General features: G+C 36.3%; 19 protein-coding genes and 2 pseudogenes. 3 read left to right on the forward strand and 18 right to left on the reverse strand.

From position 1 onward, the window contains the following. Positions 1-118: 118 nt before the first annotated feature. The 5 genes from B1B04_RS12685 to B1B04_RS12705 form a co-directional block, all read right to left on the reverse strand. Positions 119-1,123: an NAD(P)H-dependent flavin oxidoreductase gene (locus B1B04_RS12685; protein ID WP_079561817.1), complete on the reverse strand. Its 1,005-nt coding sequence runs from the start codon at positions 1,121-1,123 to the stop codon at positions 119-121. Between the two features lie 167 nt (positions 1,124-1,290). Continuing rightward, positions 1,291-1,848, reverse strand: a complete 558-nt coding sequence (efp, locus tag B1B04_RS12690; protein WP_079561818.1) for an elongation factor P — start codon at positions 1,846-1,848, stop codon at positions 1,291-1,293. A gap of 17 nt (positions 1,849-1,865) precedes the next feature. After that, the gene (locus B1B04_RS12695; RefSeq protein ID WP_079561819.1) at positions 1,866-2,927 is read right to left on the reverse strand and encodes a M24 family metallopeptidase; all 1,062 of its coding nucleotides are present in this window, start codon (positions 2,925-2,927) and stop codon (positions 1,866-1,868) included. 2 nt (positions 2,928-2,929) lie between these two features. Then, positions 2,930-3,364, reverse strand: coding sequence for a type II 3-dehydroquinate dehydratase (gene aroQ, locus B1B04_RS12700; protein WP_079561820.1), 435 nt, complete (start codon positions 3,362-3,364; stop codon positions 2,930-2,932). 60 nt (positions 3,365-3,424) lie between these two features. Beyond that, a complete protein-coding gene (locus B1B04_RS12705; protein ID WP_079561821.1) occupies positions 3,425-3,850 on the reverse strand; it encodes a hypothetical protein in 426 nt (141 codons plus the stop codon). Positions 3,851-3,981: 131 nt separating this feature from the next. Here B1B04_RS12705 and B1B04_RS12710 point away from each other — a divergent pair, with 131 nt between their 5' ends. Together B1B04_RS12710 and B1B04_RS12715 are read left to right on the forward strand one after the other, a co-directional pair. Beyond that, entirely contained in the window at positions 3,982-4,953 is a 972-nt protein-coding gene (locus B1B04_RS12710; protein ID WP_170938974.1) for a DUF1385 domain-containing protein, read from the forward strand. A gap of 140 nt (positions 4,954-5,093) precedes the next feature. Beyond that, the gene (locus tag B1B04_RS12715; protein WP_079561823.1) at positions 5,094-5,291 is read left to right on the forward strand and encodes a hypothetical protein; all 198 of its coding nucleotides are present in this window, start codon (positions 5,094-5,096) and stop codon (positions 5,289-5,291) included. Positions 5,292-5,371: 80 nt separating this feature from the next. On the opposite strand, the gene B1B04_RS12720 is transcribed toward B1B04_RS12715, so the two are convergent. From B1B04_RS12720 to B1B04_RS12775, 12 genes and pseudogenes are all read right to left on the reverse strand, one after another. After that, entirely contained in the window at positions 5,372-6,280 is a 909-nt protein-coding gene (locus B1B04_RS12720) for an NAD(P)H-dependent flavin oxidoreductase (protein WP_079561824.1), read from the reverse strand. A gap of 70 nt (positions 6,281-6,350) precedes the next feature. Beyond that, entirely contained in the window at positions 6,351-6,662 is a 312-nt protein-coding gene (locus B1B04_RS12725; protein WP_079561825.1) for an ABC transporter permease, read from the reverse strand. Positions 6,663-6,864: 202 nt separating this feature from the next. Further along, the gene (locus B1B04_RS12730; protein ID WP_079561826.1) at positions 6,865-8,319 is read right to left on the reverse strand and encodes an Msr family ABC-F type ribosomal protection protein; all 1,455 of its coding nucleotides are present in this window, start codon (positions 8,317-8,319) and stop codon (positions 6,865-6,867) included. A gap of 694 nt (positions 8,320-9,013) precedes the next feature. Next, entirely contained in the window at positions 9,014-9,757 is a 744-nt protein-coding gene (locus B1B04_RS12735; protein ID WP_079561827.1) for a LytR/AlgR family response regulator transcription factor, read from the reverse strand. 9 nt (positions 9,758-9,766) lie between these two features. Continuing rightward, a complete protein-coding gene (locus B1B04_RS12740; protein WP_139376971.1) occupies positions 9,767-11,068 on the reverse strand; it encodes a sensor histidine kinase in 1,302 nt (433 codons plus the stop codon). A gap of 264 nt (positions 11,069-11,332) precedes the next feature. After that, positions 11,333-12,070: an ABC transporter permease gene (locus B1B04_RS12745; RefSeq protein WP_079561828.1), complete on the reverse strand. Its 738-nt coding sequence runs from the start codon at positions 12,068-12,070 to the stop codon at positions 11,333-11,335. Between the two features lie 12 nt (positions 12,071-12,082). Beyond that, positions 12,083-12,808 (reverse strand): ABC transporter ATP-binding protein, encoded by a 726-nt coding sequence (locus B1B04_RS12750; RefSeq protein WP_079561829.1) that lies wholly within the window; start codon positions 12,806-12,808, stop codon positions 12,083-12,085. 736 nt (positions 12,809-13,544) lie between these two features. Beyond that, positions 13,545-14,363, reverse strand: a complete 819-nt coding sequence (locus B1B04_RS12755; protein ID WP_079561830.1) for an SPL family radical SAM protein — start codon at positions 14,361-14,363, stop codon at positions 13,545-13,547. Positions 14,364-14,394: 31 nt separating this feature from the next. Beyond that, entirely contained in the window at positions 14,395-14,928 is a 534-nt protein-coding gene (gene adaB, locus B1B04_RS12760; protein WP_079561831.1) for a methylated-DNA--[protein]-cysteine S-methyltransferase, read from the reverse strand. Next, positions 14,912-15,532: a bifunctional transcriptional activator/DNA repair enzyme AdaA gene (locus B1B04_RS12765; protein ID WP_079561832.1), complete on the reverse strand. Its 621-nt coding sequence runs from the start codon at positions 15,530-15,532 to the stop codon at positions 14,912-14,914. The genes adaB and B1B04_RS12765 overlap by 17 nt, the downstream gene beginning before the upstream one ends. An 89-nt stretch (positions 15,533-15,621) precedes the next feature. Then, positions 15,622-15,903: pseudogene (locus B1B04_RS12770) on the reverse strand (2OG-Fe(II) oxygenase); the annotation flags it as partial. Positions 15,904-16,093: 190 nt separating this feature from the next. After that, positions 16,094-16,525, reverse strand: a pseudogene (locus B1B04_RS12775) (2OG-Fe(II) oxygenase); the annotation flags it as partial. A 191-nt stretch (positions 16,526-16,716) separates the two neighbouring features. On the opposite strand from B1B04_RS12775, the gene B1B04_RS12780 reads away from it, so the two are divergent. Beyond that, positions 16,717-17,628, forward strand: coding sequence for a DNA glycosylase (locus B1B04_RS12780; RefSeq protein WP_079561833.1), 912 nt, complete (start codon positions 16,717-16,719; stop codon positions 17,626-17,628). 106 nt (positions 17,629-17,734) lie between these two features. Here B1B04_RS12780 and B1B04_RS12785 read toward each other — a convergent pair. Then, positions 17,735-18,016: transposase (locus B1B04_RS12785; RefSeq protein WP_139376972.1), on the reverse strand; the 282-nt coding region annotated here is incomplete at its 5' end.

Raw genomic sequence — 18,016 nt, forward strand, 5'->3', positions numbered from 1 at the left:
GCTGAACTTCTTTCAGTGGATGTTAGACACCTTGCATTTGCTACCACCTATAGTTTCGCTACGAAAACAATTGTAGCTGACGCCTCGCTTTCACTACGAAAACAATTGCTGAAAGAAGTTAAAGTAGCTTTTCAATGATGCTTTTCACAGTACCTGGTTGTTTCACTAAATAACTCTTTTCGCCCATCCACATCGATAAATAGTCGGCTTTACCCTGTTTTGCGCCTTCTTTACGAATAGTTGTAGTTAGATCATTTTGCAATGGATAAGGGGCTACAGTAGCATTCTTCATACGTTCGGTAAAACCATTTGCTAAGCCTCTTGCTGGTTTCCCAGAAAAAGCACGTGTAATCGTCGTTTGTTGTGCTTCCGATTGAAGCAAGGCATTTTTATAAAGAGGTGAAATTTCACACTCATCTGCTACAAGTAAGGCTGTACCAATTTGAACCGCTTGTGCACCCATTGCTAGTGCTTTGCTTACGTCTTCCTTTGTAACAATGCCTCCAGCAGCAATAATTGGTATGGAAATTTGCCCTACAACCTGCTGCAGTAAATCATGCAAATCAATTAATTGCAAAGGTTCCGTGAAGGAACCACGATGACCACCAGCTTCGCCACCCTGAAGAACAACCGCTTGCATCCCTGCTTGTTCTACACGCTTCGCTTCCTCTAGTGTAGTAGCTGTACCAATAACATAAACTTGGTTGTCCTTTAAACGATGAATGACATCTGCTGAAGGAATACCAAATGTAAAGGAACAAATGGCTACGTTTTCATCAAGAACAGCTTGTACTTGTTCTTCAAATACTTCCTTGGACATGACACTTTGTACAGGTGATAGTCCAAGTTCATCATAAAACGGCTGTAGAGCCATTCGAGCTTTTTGAAGAACATCTATATCAATTCGTGGTTCTTCTTGTACAAATAAATTAATCGCAAATGGCTTTTTCGTTAGCTTTTTAACTTCCTGAATAAAGCTTTTTGTTTGCTCACCATCTAAATAGCCCGCTCCAATCGAGCCTAAAACACCTTGTTCTACACAGGCAGCCACAAATTTTGGCGTAGTTACACCAGCCATTGGCGCCTGTATTATTGGATATGATATTTCAAAAGTTTGTAGCATAGCATTCACTCCTTACTATTATTGTAAACAAATCTTCCAATTATGACCACATTTTAAATAATAGAAACAAATTTTTCTATTAATAAAAAAGGGACCTAGCTCTACTTTATATGTATATTAAAAAACCTACCCTTTTAAAAAAAGAGTAGGTCGGATATTTTTATTCATTACCCACGAGAAACGTAAGAACCTTCTTCAGTATTGATAATTAACATGTCACCTTGGTTTACGAAGAATGGCACTTGTACAATAAGACCTGTTTCAAGAGTTGCAGGTTTTGTACCACCTGAAGCTGTATCACCTTTAATACCAGGCTCTGTTTCTGTTACTTCTAGCGTAACAGTGTTTGGTAATTCAACACCTAACATTTCACTTTGGTATGATTGAATATGAACTTCCATGTTTTCTTTTAAGAATTTTAATTCATATTCAATGGCAGCTGAAGCAAGTTCAGTTTGCTCATATGATTCTAAGTCCATGAAAACATGCTCATCACCTTGTGCATAAAGGTATTGCATTTTACGGTTATCGATTTGTGCTTTTTCAACTTTCTCACCAGCACGGAAAGTTTTTTCATTTACTGAACCGTTACGTAGGTTACGTAATTTAGAGCGTACGAACGCAGCACCTTTACCTGGTTTAACGTGTTGGAAATCTAACACGCGATATAATTGGCCATCTACAATAATAGTTAGGCCTGTACGGAAATCGTTTACTGAAATCATTTGTGTTCCTCCATAGTTTACAAAATAATAAGTTCTTTTGACGAATGAGTTAGCAGTTCATTACCTGTCTCTGTGATTAAAATATCGTCCTCGATACGAACACCACCGATTCCTGGTAAATACACTCCTGGTTCAATCGTTACGGCCATACCTGGCTCTAGCACCGCTTCTGAACGCATTGATAAGCCAGGGCCTTCATGTACTTCAAGACCAATCCCATGTCCTAATGAATGACCAAATGCCTCGCCATATCCCTTTTCTTTTAAGTAGTTACGTGCAATCGCATCTGCTTGGATCCCTGTTAAGCCAGGGCCAACCTTTTCAAGTGCTAAAAGCTGGGAAGCAAGTACTGCGTTGTACATATCCACTAATTTTTCAGATGGCTCGCCTACTGCAACAGTACGTGTAATATCCGAGATATAGCCATTGTACAGTGCTCCATAGTCTAATGTGACAAAGTCGCCTTTTTCAATCACTTTATTCGTTGCTACACCATGTGGTAAGGCTGAGCGAAGACCAGACGCAACAATTGTATCAAACGAGGACTGAGTTGCTCCTTGTTTACGCATGAAAAATTCTAATTCATTCGAAACCTCAAGCTCTGTTTTACCTGGCTTGATGAAGTTTAAGATATGTGTAAATGCGTGATCAGCAATTTCACACGCAACCTTAATAATATTAATCTCTTGTTGCGTCTTAATCAAGCGAATTTTTTCAATTAGCCCAGAAATCGGTACTAAATCAGCTTGAATATTATTTTTATATAGCTCATATGTGCCATAACTAACAGTATCTTTCTCAAAGCCCAATAATTTGATACCCATGTTTTTTACTTGCGTTGCAATTTCTTCAATGATTGTCGCCTCATGTTTGACAATGTGGAAATCCTGTATTTGCGCGGCTGCTTGCTCTGTGTAACGAAAATCCGTGATAAACACAGCATCATTTTGAGACACGATTGCTACGCCCGCTGTCCCTGTAAAACCAGTCATATAACGACGGTTGTATCCGTTCGTAATTAAAATGCCATCGAGATTTTGTTCTTGAAGTGTCTTACGTAGCTTTTGCAATTTCAACATAATCAATTCTCCCTCTCAATAAATGTGCGTAGTGCCAGTTCATAGCCTTTCGTACCTAGTCCAGAGATTTGACCAAGGCATGCCGGAGCGAGATAAGAATGATGACGGAAAGCCTCACGTTTATGGATATTTGAAATATGTACTTCTATGACCGGCACAGAAATCCCTGCAATTGCATCATGTAAAGCTATGCTTGTATGGGTATATGCACCGGGATTAAAGATAATACCATCATATTTTCCATCCTCCGCCTCATGCACCCAATCAACAAGTACCCCTTCATGATTAGATTGACGAAACTCGACAGTAGCACCTAAAGACGCCGCAAGATTCTGAATATTGTTTTTCACATCTTCCAACGTCTCATAACCATAAATATGTGGCTCTCTTTTACCTAGTCGATTTAAGTTAGGTCCATTCAAACATAATAACTTCACGCATATTCGCCTCTTTCTATGTACTTGCCATTATTTTATCATACAAGGAGCATACAGCAACTAATTTCCTTTTTGTGCTGTATGCTCCTTCTGATGAAAGTTTGCAGTTTCAAGCAAGAAACGTAATAGACAAATAACAATGACCATAAAAGGAATCGATAATTTTTTAAAGGAAGAAGATTGTAAAGGTAAATCAAGAACAATCCATTCTAATGTGATTGACACGATAAGGCCGAGCATAAAAGATGAAAGCACAGCTGGGATAATATAAACATATCTCAACGTAATGTATAATAAAAACCCAATCATGAATAAGACTAAAATGAAAAAGCTCCATTGAAATAGTTTTGAACTGCCTTCGAATAAATCCCACTTCTTATAAAAACCTATTGGATTCCATTTAATAAGATGAAAGTAATGAAGCCCCTTTAAACACAATGCTAAAACAAGCGCACCGACTAGCGATGTTATACTAGCTACTCTCAAGTAAAATCCTCCTAACTTGTACTACGAGTTAATTTTTAAACGTTAATCATTCCCTAAACTGTACGATTAGTGTATCCATATAGAAATTTTACTATGCGTAACTCTAGAGGTTTTTCACTAAATTTAGTACAATGGTACAGTTGAAATATATAAAGAGAGTGGTGTTAGCCTTGAGCAATTCACCTGTATACGGGGGACAAGCACAATTAGAGGGTGTAATGTTCGGAGGAAAGGAACATACGATTACTGCCATTCGCCGTAACGATGATTCCATCGATTATTATCATTTTAAAAAAGTTCAAAACCCTATTTTACAAAAGCTTAAAAAAATTCCATTGATACGAGGCGTAGTAGCACTGATTGAATCAGCTGGTTTAGGCTCTCGTCATATGCAATTTTCAGGGGACCGTTACGACGTTACACCTGGCGAAGAAGAAGAGCATAAAGAGGAAGGCTCAAGATTGCAAATGATTTTAGGGGTTGCAGTTGTAGGTATCCTTTCCTTTTTATTTGGTAAATTTGCCTTTACTTTAATTCCAGTATTTATTGCAGATTTTTTCTCTAAATGGATTGAAGGAAAAACTGGCCAAATTTTACTTGAAAGTGGCATAAAGCTACTTTTACTACTTACCTATTTATATTTTATATCTTTAACACCACTTATTAAACGCGTATTCCAATATCATGGTGCAGAACATAAAGTGATTAACTGCTATGAAGCTGGTATGGAAATTACAGTGGAAAATGTACAAGCACAATCACGCTTACACTATCGTTGCGGTAGTAGTTTTATGCTGTTTACCGTGTTTGTCGGCATGTTTTTATATTTCTTCGTGCCAACTGATCCACTTTGGTTACGCATTTTGGACCGTATTCTATTAATTCCAGTAGTTCTTGGGATTTCATTTGAAGTACTTCAAGCTACAAATGCGTGCCGCAATATTCCCGTGTTACGCTTCCTTGGCTATCCAGGCTTATGGCTACAATTACTGACAACACGTGAGCCGAAAGACGACCAAGTAGAAGTAGCCATCGCATCATTCAATATGCTACTTCAAGTAGAGCAACAACCAGAAATCGCAGCTACTTTGAATCATGATTAACAAATCAATTATGCCTCGGAATAATTGATTCTGGAATCGGCTTTGTGCTTAGGCCTGCAGATGTTTTTTGTGCCAAAGCGCAGTGCTAACGTAGCGTCAGCAACATGTTTTTGTTTGTGCGAAAGCGAAGCGTCAGCAACATGTTTTTGTTTGCGAAAGCGAAGCGTCAGCAACATGTTTTTGTCTGTGCGAAAGCGGAGCGACAGCAACATGTTATTGTCTGTGTGAAAGCGAAGCGACAGCAACAACACGAGGGCCGACACGAAGTCGGTCATTTCGGTAATGCCACAGGACGTGGCGCTTTTAGACTGAGTTCCTCTATTTCAGCGGATGTTTGAACAACCGCTGAAAGAAGTTAAAGGGCAAGTCCAACAGATATTTTTCGTTGGACTTGCCCTTTTATGTTAGAGATTCGTTATTATAATGGTTGTACAGAAATTATTTGTTGCTTTGCTTTCTCGTACTCCGCCTCCAATGTTATGAGTATTTCACGAACGGACTCTCGTTTGTCAATATTGGTAATGCCATGTCCAGCTGACCAAATATCTCGCCATGCCTTGATATTAACAAGATGTGTTAAATCAACATCTTCTCTTGGCTTCAATGTCGCTGGATCAATTCCCTCCTTTAATAAGGATGGAATTAACACATTGACATGGACACCGCTAAAAGCATCGGTATATAAAATATCTGAAGTGCCACTTTCAATTACCATGTTTTTGTACGCCTCAGGTGCATCTCCTTCATCACAAGCTAAAAATCGAGTACCCATATAGGCATAGTCTGCTCCCATTATTTGAGTAGCTAGTACGTCCGCACCGCTAGAGATGGAGCCAGATAAAATGATCGTTCCCGTAAAGAATTTCTTAACCGCAGATACAAAGCCAAATGGATTTAGTTGCCCACCATGACCGCCAGCACCTGCACATACAAGAATTAGACCATCTACACCCGTTGCAGCAGACTTTTCGGCATGCTTGACGTTCGCAACATCTGCATAGACCTTCCCACCATAGCCGTGCACAATGTCCATAACTCTCTTTGGATTACCGAGTGAAGTAATGACAATTGGTGGCTGAAATTGTTCAATTAACTGTAAATCTTCTTCAAAACGTGTATTCGCTACAGGATGACAAATAAAATTGACTGCCCATAGCTCAGCAGGTAGCGCCTTTTTTATTTCTTCAAGCCACTCTGCACAAGTTGAAGCCGGTCTTGCATTTAATAACGGAAATGAACCGATAGCCCCTGCTCTACTAGCCTCAATAACCATCTTAGGATTAGAAACTAAAAACATCGGAGCAACCATAATTGGTAAACTAGACATACACCCTCCCCCTTTATACTTATAATATTTCGAGAGATTTCCTGAAAATCCTACTATTTAAATTCAAATTTCAGATTTGACCTCGCATCTTCCGTTGAAATAACAGAGTAGCGATCATAAAAATAATGACCGTATACCCTAAAACGATAGCAAGTGGCACGAAAACATCTGAATATGCTCCACCTAGTACTGCACACGCCGCATGAACAGCATGGACAAATGGCAAAAATTGCGTGATAGATTGAAATGTACCACCTCTCATGTCAGGCTTAAACCACGTACCACTAAACCAAGTTGATAAATTGACAAATAGCGCAAAGATACCCCCTACCTGTTTGTCCGTAAAAATCGTGCCTAGTAATAAACCAAAACCAATATACAATTTGGGACCCCTCCTCTCAAAGAGGGCAGCAGTTTTCTAAATGAAGAAAAAATTGCCTACCTATCTTTATAACGAGATAAATGTAACCTTCAAATAAAGTTTGATCATTTTCTAGCTATTAATCTTCAATAATTACAGCCAATCGTCGAAAGTCATTTCAACTAATTAAAAAACCGCCGAAATCCGGCGGCTTATTTATTATTCAATTTTGTATCAATTTTTTCTCATGAATATTCAATTGCAAATTTGCTACATTTTTTATAAATTGTTGATCATGTGAAACAAATAGAATAGTGCCTTCATATCCAGTAATAAAGGTTTCTAATGCTTCTATAGCATAAATATCTAAGAAATTAGTTGGTTCATCTAACAATAGAATATTATATTCACCTAAGAATAGCAGACATAGTTGGAGTCGAATAGCTTCTCCTCCACTTAAAGACTTTACACTTTTTTGTAAATCTGTACCAACAAACTGCATTGAATGTAAAACACTTCGTACAAATGGTTCATCGTATCCTGAACGATTTTTTACGAATTGCATAACTGTTGCATCATTCGTGAAATGGTAACTCATTTGCTTGAAGTATCCTATTTTTGCTTTTGGAGAAATTATTAGATTATCATCCTTCTTTGCAATAAAGTCTAGCAATGTACTTTTCCCACTGCCATTGCTACCTGTAATCGCAATTTTTTTACCAAGTGGCAGTTGGAAACTAACATCTTCTAATAATAGTTTATTTTCAACTTGAAGTGTAAATCGCTCAACCATAATCGGGAACTTGTTATACAATTCTGTAGCTTTAGATTGACGGAAAACAATAGGTTTATTTTCTCTTACAGCTTCGACTTCCAGAAGTTTTTCCATTCGATTTTTAATAGCTTTAGCAGCACGTTGCATCGCTTTTGCACTCGTACCTTTGGACTTCGTCATAAACGACTTGTTCGGTAAGGCATTCGCTTCCCTTTTAGACATCCGCCCTGCTTGAGCAACCTTTTGAGCTTTTTTCATTTTTTCTTGCGCTGTTTTTTCGAGCCGGCTCTTTTCTTTCACGAACTGTTCATGGGCTTGCTGTTGTTGCTCACGTTCTAACTGCTTTTGAACCACATATTCACTATAATTCCCTAAATAAACTCGGACCTTGCCTTCATGAATTTCCCAAATTGTCGTGACTAGTTCGTCTAATACAGCACGGTCATGACTAATTAATATTAGCGCTCCATAATAATACCGAATTTCCTCTAATAAAAAGGAAATCCCCTCTTGATCCAAATGCGTTGTCGGCTCATCAATTAGTAATGCATCGTAATAGTTGGTAAACAACTGAGCAAGCTTCATCCTTGTCTGCTCGCCGCCACTTAAATGAACTGAATCTTTTGGTATATCTAATTTTCCAAGTAATACCGGGTCGGCTCCAAGAGATGTTGGTGCTTCAAGTTGTTCAAAACACCCGGACTCAACATGACGATACACTTTCCCTTTAGTTGGTTGAACCTTACCTGACAATAATTTTAATAGTGTACTTTTTCCTGCACCATTACTACCAACAATCCCAATACGGTCAAATTGGTGAATGGCTAACCGGTCGATCTTTAAGATTTCCTTATCTAAATAGGCTACTTCAACATTTTCTAATTCAAAACAGATTTTTTCCATATTCGCTACCTCCGAAATTTTTATCATTTCGTATCGATAGCAAGGATCGATACGAGCTTGTAAACTAAGCTCGTATCAATAAAAAAGTAGCATACCCATTCAAAATCCCTCCTACATTTAAATAAAATAAAAAATCACAGACGTCCTGTCTGTGATTTAGAGTAAAAGGAATTGCCTATCTTCATGAAAGTAGAGGCTTGAAGGTAACTGTCACCAAATAAGCCTCTCTCTTAGTAAAGGAAAATTACACAAAAATAAAGAAAGGCAGAATAATCCCTTTCTTCAAATTAGATAATTATATTTAAAATGAAGATCATTAAAAAAGGACAGACTTATCCCGCTTACTCTGTGTTATACAAACAGAGTCTTTGACCGTATTGAATTACTGGTTCAAAGTTAGGGACCATAGTCTAGGTATCATTTTTAATAATCCTCCTTACATTTTTAAAGGTACGCTATTTATCGTATAGAGACTTTGAAAAAAAGTCAATGGGAAATTACAGTTACCCACCTTTATTTAAAGTTTGATTGTATTCCACTCTAAATACTTGATTGTACCGCATTAAAAAATGCTATCGTTTTGAATATAGATTGATCAAAACGATAGCTTTCTTTTATTTATAGTTCATACTAAACTTTCCATTTCCTTTTTTGATACATTTTTAACACTTGGGATATTATGAAGATCATACTATTATTCAATAACATTCATTTCTAATTTTTTCTGTACAGCTTTAATCATTCGAGCAGAACCATAGCAAGTTTCTCCATTTTCCATTAGAATTTCTTTCTTTTTTAAGTCCACTTCCTGAATATTGTCGATATTTACTACGTAAGAATTATGGCAACGAATGAAGCCTTCATACTCTTTTTCTATGTCTTTCAGCTTCCCATAAAACTCCACTTGACGATTATCCAAATGTAAAACAACTTTATGTAATGGGGAGGATTCAAAAAACATGATATCATCATAATTGACACTAATAATTTTATCTGCAACTCTTTGAACGAATTTTTTATTGGATGTCTTGTTCATTACTTGCTTTCTTTCATTTGTCACCTTCAAACAGCTAACAATCTTGCTCTGTACAGAATCGACATCATCTTTAATAATAAAATCCATCGCAGCTACTTTATAGATGAAATTTAAATATGTAAGTTCTGAGTGGGTTGTGATAAAAACAATATCACCTATTGGATCAACTTTTCTGATTTCCGCGCCAAGTGTGATACCATTCATCTCATGATTCAAGTCGATATCAAGAAAATATAAACCAGGTCGATTACTCTCCTTAATATAGGCTACTATTTCTTCTGGATCTGCAGTTGTTAGTATCAGTTGCATATCAAGGTTTTCAATCATTATGTAATTTGAAACATACCTGGCTATCTTTTCTCTTTGTTCCTTCTGATCTTCACAAATAAAAACATCTATCATCTCAATCCCTCACTTTAAAATTACAATTTCCTGCTTAAAAAATTCATCCTCTATAACTGTATCCAATTGTGTGTTATTTTCTTGCTCAACCATTTTCTTCAGGCTAGTCAGCCCCAAGCCTCGATTTTCTCCTTTTGTTGAGAAACCTTTTTCGAAATATTGAAAGAGCTTATGTCCAGTATCTCTAAACGTATTCCAAACGACAAAGGACACGGATTGTTCAAACTCCACAAACCCCACTCGAACCGTACCTTTTTCTACTTCTTCTGCTGCTTCAATGGCATTGTCTAAAATAATTCCAATACAGCGGCACAACAGTACACTATCCATATTTAGATAATGAATTTCATTAGGACACTCAAAAACCACATCTATCCCCTTTTCCTGTGCTGTAATCAGTTTGGAGGATACTAAACCTTTCACTTCCGGGATCTTAATTTGGGATAATCCCCTCATTTTAAAATTATTGTCACGAATCTTTTGACTGACGCGCATAATATTGTCATTAAAATAGCTTTCTAAAGCAGTCATATCACGATTGGTGATGTATTCGGACATAGAAGAAAGGATATTGATGTAATCATGGCGGAAAGTTCGCATTTCATTATAGTTTTTTTCCAGCTGTTCGGTATACATTTGTAGACTGTTTAGCTCAATTTCCTTTTCCCTCATCTCAAACTGCTTTCTAAAGGTATACACTAGGAACGACAAACTAACAGCAAAAATAATAAAGTAGATTAATAAGTACAGCGTATTCATCAATACAAGCTTATTTTGATTTCCTGTTAATCGTACATAAACAATTATTGTAAAATAAATCGCATATGTAAAAAGACCGAAGAATGCCGCAATTCGCGTTAAATTCCTATCATCTGCATCCTTCTCAAAAATTCGGATAGTCACTTTTTTCCAAAAGGCTATAAATATAAAGCCAATAATCAGTGTAATAAATTGATGAAGTAATGTCGCTGAAGAAATGACTCCGTTTGTTTCTATAAAGGTAGTACTAATCCCAAAGATTTTTACCATAATGAAAGTTGTTATATGATCAATTAGAATCGTAGCAATCATTATTGTTGATGCGTAGTACAATGCCGGTATCCACTTTAGATATGTATATTTAAACATAGCAAGAACAAACGCAAATATTAATAACGAACCAAAAATATCTAAATACGAATATAGCCCAGCCATAATTAAACTAAACAATATGACCGCAATAATATATTCCTTTCGAAAAAAACGTTTACCTATAACGAAACTTACCAAAATACAATAAAATAAAACCTGAATGAATGCTAATATAGCCACTCACTGACCCTCTTTTCTATATAGTAACTCCACTATAAAGTATACTATAGATAAGTAAATAAAAGGAATCAGAGAAGGCGTGTTAGCGGAAGATAGGAAATTAAAAGAAAGACAAAACCTGACCAAAATTCAAGTTTTATTCCAGCTCTTATATCACTTTTACAAAGCTCTTTCAAAAAATTCATTTAAAACAACAACTCATTATCAAATGGCGTAGAAGACAATATCTACTTATAACGATTCTCACCAAATCGTTGGAACTCATTAAAATCTTTTTTTGAGCTTAATAACAACTAATGAAATAATTAGAAGAAACGATGTGTACCCGATTGAAATCAGCATATCTTGGTTGAATTCAAATGTCTGATTCCAAATTGAAATATACATTTTATTTAAATGATAGAATGGATTCACATAGGATACATATTTCACAAAATTCGGAAGACTCTCCACAGGTACAGAAAATCCGCCAGTGAACATAACAATTTGAAATAAAACAATTGACATAATTAGTGCTGTTTTTACTTCATTGAAGTTTGAATAAATCGCATGAGAATAAACTAACATTATCGCATTAATAAGCAACAAACTTAAATATGAAACTAAGAAATTAACTATAGAAAGTTGCAAATCATAAATAAGTATGCCAATCAATGTTATGAAGACAAACCCTGCAGTTGCAATAATAAATGACTTGGCAATACTGGACATCAGAAGAATTTTATCCGTTATAGGCGTAATGAAAAGTCTTTTTTCAATTCCTTCTGCGCGATTCATTACCTGATCAAAACCAAAGGCAAAAAATACTACTGAAAAACTAATTAGGACAATAAACGATGGTGTATACATTTGAACATAGTTCATTCCTCCGCTATAGGTTGCATTACTGAACATTTGTCCCATTAAAATATATGTCACTGGCGGTACAACAACTGTGAAAACTAAATAAAATAACTCTCTAAAAAACATGATTAAGTCATATTTAATTTGTGTTAATAACATCTTTTCTTCCCCTTATTTAGAAATTTTATCAAGATAAAAACTATTAATAGACTTATAACCTGATTTCAGTATATTTTCTGGCGTATCATATACTTCGGTTACACCATCGTTAATGAATAGAACTTTATCACAGTAGAGTTCGATTTCGTCCATATAATGAGTCGATAAAATCACTGTACTGTCATTTTTTTTTATATATCCTGTGATACTTTCCCATAATACGTTTCGCATATGAGGATCCAGACCGGTAGTCGGTTCATCCAAAATAATCAAACGCGGTTTTGAAGAAAAAGCAATTGCTAAGCTAACCTTTTGCTTCCAACCTCCAGATAAATTATCAAAAAACGTATTTAGATGCTCCTGCAATTCAAATTCTTCGATAATTTCATTTAAATCTACTTTGCTACCATAATAGGCACGAAAAAGATCTAGTAATTCTTTTACTTTTAATTTTTTATAAAACTGTGTAGGCTGAAGTACAGCAGATATATTACTTTTGATTTCTTCTAGCTTAGCTTGATCAACTTCCTTCAAGTTATTACCAAAAACAGCTACCTTGCCGTCATTATAATCTTTGATCGTCATTAAAATTTCCAAGAACGTCGATTTCCCAGCGCCATTTTTACCGATAACACCAATAATTTCTCCTTTTTTAGCAGTAAAGTCTATTCCTTTCAGAACAGCTTTTTTCCCATAGTTCTTTGTTAATTTTTCTACCTTTACGTTGTAATCCTGCATGGTTCACCCTCCTAATTTACATACAAACTATAACTCGAGAATTCTACTGTTTTTCATTCCATGCATACAATCTACTCCTCTATACTTAGATGTCTAAAGTATTTGATTTAGGTGTTCTATTTTTATTCCTAACTGTCAACAAGATTCCCTGTGGCAGCTATTTGAACAGGTAGACTGCTTTATGATTAGGAAATTACCTTCTCCTTTAAGTGTTCTGTAAAACTCTAATAAACCATCTACTTTTCACAAAGAGGTTATGAAGGGATACTTCACGTTTCTGTCAGACCTCCACAGATAAGCACATACACTTTCACACCATCTACCCACCTTATTTATCCTATACGGTTTTCAAAAGAAAGCGCTTTGTTTTATCGAGCTTACTCAATCGGATCAAGCCTTATATATGTAGTAGTGTTCCTCGGACAGGTGTGTTACTTCCTTCAGAGATTGGAACCTGCACCCTAAAGTTCATGCGCAAGCTACGCACATCACTAAAAAAAGCACCAACAAGATGCTGATACTTAGGTCTGTTAAATGCATAATCAAATGGTTTTTTATTAAATTGATAGAAATTCATGCTGTCTATTTGTTTTAAAATCTTTAAACGAGCGGACCTTCCTAACTATGAAACATCCTGAAGTTTTGCTGCGGCATATAATCCGTATCCACTTTATAATCGTGCCTGATCATGAAAGTAGTAGGGATTTGTCATATTGAGGGCCGAAAACAAATTTTTTCACGGCTCAAACCCAGCCTGGCTCACATAAACGTTATTTTCCGGAAAGATTTCAATGAATCGGTTATATGCTTTTTTAATCACATGTGGTCCATACCATTCTTCTAAACCAAGCTGGGCATATTTTTTTTCAAGACCTAGTTTTCTTGTGCGTTTGCCACCACTACCATCGCCCATGAAGTAGTCATCAATACAAATCCGATCGACGAATGGCTTCAATTTCATAGGGAAATATTCTCCACTCGGTAAGATGGGGGCTATAGCAACTTGCGTCGGTATTTCAGCAGCCGCTAATTGTTCCAATGTCTTAAAGCGTGCCGGGATTGGAGGTGCCTTTGGCGTAAAATGTTTACGGATTGTTTCCGAATCTGTCTCAATAGTCATACTTACTCGAACTCTATCTTTAAAATGTTGCAGCAAATCGATATCTCGGCTTACAAGTGGGCTTCTAGTCTGTACTAATAGGAAGTCAGGAGGATCTTCTACCATAACTTCTAGTAAAGATCGCGTCACTTTCTCCTTATGCTCTATTGGTTGATACGGGTCTGTACTTGATGACATAAAAATGGATACATTCCCTTTGGCTTTGGCGCGACGAAGCTCCTTTTTTAATAAATTCGCAGCTCCGTTTTTAACATCGACCCAATTTCCCCATTCCCCTTCTCGAAAAAGAGATACAGGCATTTCGCGTACATAACAATAGGAACACCCAAATGAACAGCCTGTATAAGGATTTAGTGAATGCGTATATCCTGAAAGGAAGCCAGTTCCTTTATTCAGAATCGTTTTCGGATTTTTATAGAATAATTCACTTTTCATGACGAAACCTCCATTCATTGTAGGGCAATAATTACTCATTGCTTGACGAAGCTTGCTTTTCTAGATCCAGTAGCAATGTCTTCATTTCTATTCCGCCCCGATAGCCGGTTAATGAGCCATTCTTCCCTATTACACGATGACACGGTACAGTAATTAATACCGGATTAGCCCCAATAGCCGCTCCTACAGCACGAACAGCTGCTGGTTTATTTATATCATGTGCAATGTCGGAATAAGATTTCGTCTGTCCATAAGGAATTTCACAAAGTGCATTCCAGACTGCTAGCTGAAATTGCGTACCTACGTACTCAAATGGAACAGTAAAGGTTTTCTGCTTCCCTTCTAGATACTGAGTGATTTCAACGACATAGGGTTCAAGCTTTGCATCATCTTCAACAAGAGGACTTCCTGGAAGGCGTTTCTTAGCCCATTCGAACAATTCCTCGAATGGTTTGTTCTGTGAACCTACAAACACAAGCCCCTTTGAAGTTGAAGCAATATAAAAATTCCAATCCTTAAACTTTAGTAAAGACCAATAAAGGGTTGGTTTATTCTTTGTTTCCATAGCACTTTTCCTCCATTTTACTCATTTGACGAAATTGCGCTGGTGTCTGTCCAGTTTTCTTTTTAAATAAAGTTATAAAATAAGGTGTGTTAGTCATACCCACACATATGGCGATATCTCCAATCGCTTTATTTGTCTGAATCAAATACTTTTTAGCCGCGTGTACTCTAACTTGTTGTATATACTCAACCGGCGTAATCCCTTTAATCCTTTTAAATGTTCGATGCAAATGATACGGACTCCCATGACAAATAGTTGCTATCGATTCTAGCGTTAATTTTTCTGTGAAATTTTTATCAATGTATTCAGTAATTAAATCAACCCACTCGCTATCAGGTAGATTTTCATTAGTGGGCTTGCAACGTTTACAAGGACGAAAATTTGCGCGGAGAGCTTGTTCTGCGTTTGCAAAAATGCATACATTTTCTTTTTTCGGAACGCGAGATTTACAGGATGGTTTACAAAATATTCCTGTTGATTTTACAGCGTAGAAAAATTGATTATTGAACGTTGCATCATTATTTATAATTGCTTGCCACTTTTCATCTGTTATCATTTCTACATCATTTGAAATTCTATGTCCGTTATTAATACTTTCCGGCATTGAGCTCACCTCTCCTTACAATATACTCCCTATAAATTCAGAATGTATAGTTCTGGGAATGGAATAGCAATATATTGAAGTTTATTTTTTTATTTAGAATCGTGAAAAATAATTCCAAGACCGTATCGTTCTCCAGAAGTAACCGTGCTTATTCCGTGACGAACCGTATTTTTATAATATCCTTTTTTACCTAGAACAGGTCTATAGTTAGTAGTAAAAATCAGCGCACTACCTTGTTCTAAAGTAATGACATGTCCCCTACTCTGAGCACGAGGAATTTGTTCCACTAACAGAGATTCTCCACCGCAAAAGTCCTTTTCACGTTGATTTAATACAAATACTACTTGAAACGGGAAAAATATGTCTCCATATCAATTACGCTTGGCGTAATTGCGTCCGGATTTTGAATTGTGCCATCACAATTCATTCCTTTGAAAATCCGTGACATCCGCCGGAGGCATTTATCTTTATTCAGTAGGTGTTTGGACACCCACTGAATAGGTACCAAAATCGCATTTATCTCACCACCTATAGAGGTGGGAGTATTCTGCTGAATAAAGATAAATCTTGATGCAAACAATTAAACCCGCCTGTTTCATACTTTAATAGTAAAGGTGTCGGTCTAGTTTGATCATATTTTTCACAGGTGTTCAAAAAATCTTGAAGATGATCTGGAAACTGTTCTGTTTTCTTTAAATAACCTAACCAGCGATTAGCTGTTTTGGCCAACTCTACATAAAAGGACTCTCTTAAACTTTGGAGGATTTCAGGTAATGGATAGGAAAAATATTTGTACTCCCCATTTCCAAAGCGATATCTCGTCATATTGATTGTCGTTCTGTATGGCTCTTCCTCACAATACAATCCTTTGAAGAATTCACATTCCTCTTTCGTTAAAATCACTGGAAGCTTTGCAAATCCTTGCTCATCTAATTCACGTTGAATTGAATCCCAATTTAAGCTCTCGACACGTGTTTTTATATGTTGGACCATTTTTATCAACTCCTATTTTGCATTCTTGATAACTAACACTATAACCTCATAAATAAAAAAAAATAAGGTGTTTAGAATGTAATAGCAAGATAACAAAATTAGGGAAGATTATTATGTGATAAAGTAAAATTACAGTCAGTGTGAGTTTTCTACAGTATAAAAAAATCGGAATAAGATGAGGAGAATGAAAAGTGATATGGCATGAAATCAATGATGTTATTGTAATTGCATTACCTGAAAACTTCGACATGAATGCTAACGTAGGCTATCTAACAAGAGAAAAAAATGAATGCATGTATGAAATAGAGAACGATATCATTACAAAAGTTATAGCCATTGGGGAAATTCGATCCTTAGTACAGGTAAGCGTAATCAATAATAAACAAATGGTTGTTCAATTCCTAAATGATACGAGACCTATTGAAAAGTGGAAACGGGAAGAGATTGTAAAATATATTTATGAATGGTTTGATCTTGATAACGATTTAACGCCATTTTATGAAATGGCGAAAGTAGACCCATTACTTAAAATGCCTGCCAAAAAATTCTATGGATTGCGAGTTATCGGCATTCCCGATTTATTTGAAGCTTTATGTTGGGGCGTTTTAGGGCAACAAATTAACTTAGCCTTCGCGTACTCCTTAAAGAAGCAATTTGTAGAAAGATTTGGCGATTCCATCGATTGGAATGGTAAAAAGTATTGGGTGTTCCCAACGTACGAACGAATTGCACAATTAACACCTACCGACCTAGCACATATTAAAATGACGGTAAAAAAAAGTGAATATATTATTGGAATTGCTAAATTAATGGCAAGTGGAGAATTATCGAGGGAAAAACTAATAAAAATGAACTTTAAAGATGCTGAAAAAAACTTAATTAAAATACGAGGAATCGGTCCTTGGACAGCCAATTATGTTTTAATGCGCTGCCTCAGGTTCCAGACAGCTTTTCCAATCGATGATGTAGGCCTTATTAATTCGATAAAAATATTACGTAATATGGAGCGCAAGCCTACGAAAGATGAAATCTTAGAATTATCGCTTCCATGGGAAAACTGGGAATCATACGCTACCTTTTATTTATGGCGTGTCCTCTACTGATCTTTAATTTTAAACCAAGGCGGATCATCTGCCCTACTGCCTGTTCCTTGACCCTCTTTAAACCGGTTCTAAGTCAAATGTTGGGGTGCTATACTCTTTCAGCACCTTAACCCAGATGAACTCCAATTTCTTTATACTTTAAATTTAATAAGATTTTTGCTCGAAAGTGATCGAAGCGTCGAAAGCCATATGCATTCCGTTTCATCACTTTTGTTTTATTATTAATGCCCTCTAAGAAGCCATTGGAATAACCAAAACTAAAGCTATTTAAAATTTCTACTTGCCAGTTTTTCAATGTTTGAATTGCTTTTAAGAAAGCTGGTAATTTTGCCTCTTCTACCTTACGGTAAAAAGCTAATAATCGCTTTTTCACTTCTACAACATCATT

Origin of the sequence: Lysinibacillus sp. KCTC 33748 (genome assembly GCF_002237755.1) — a bacterium.
In the GTDB taxonomy this organism is placed as follows: Bacteria; Bacillota; Bacilli; order Bacillales_A; family Planococcaceae; genus Lysinibacillus.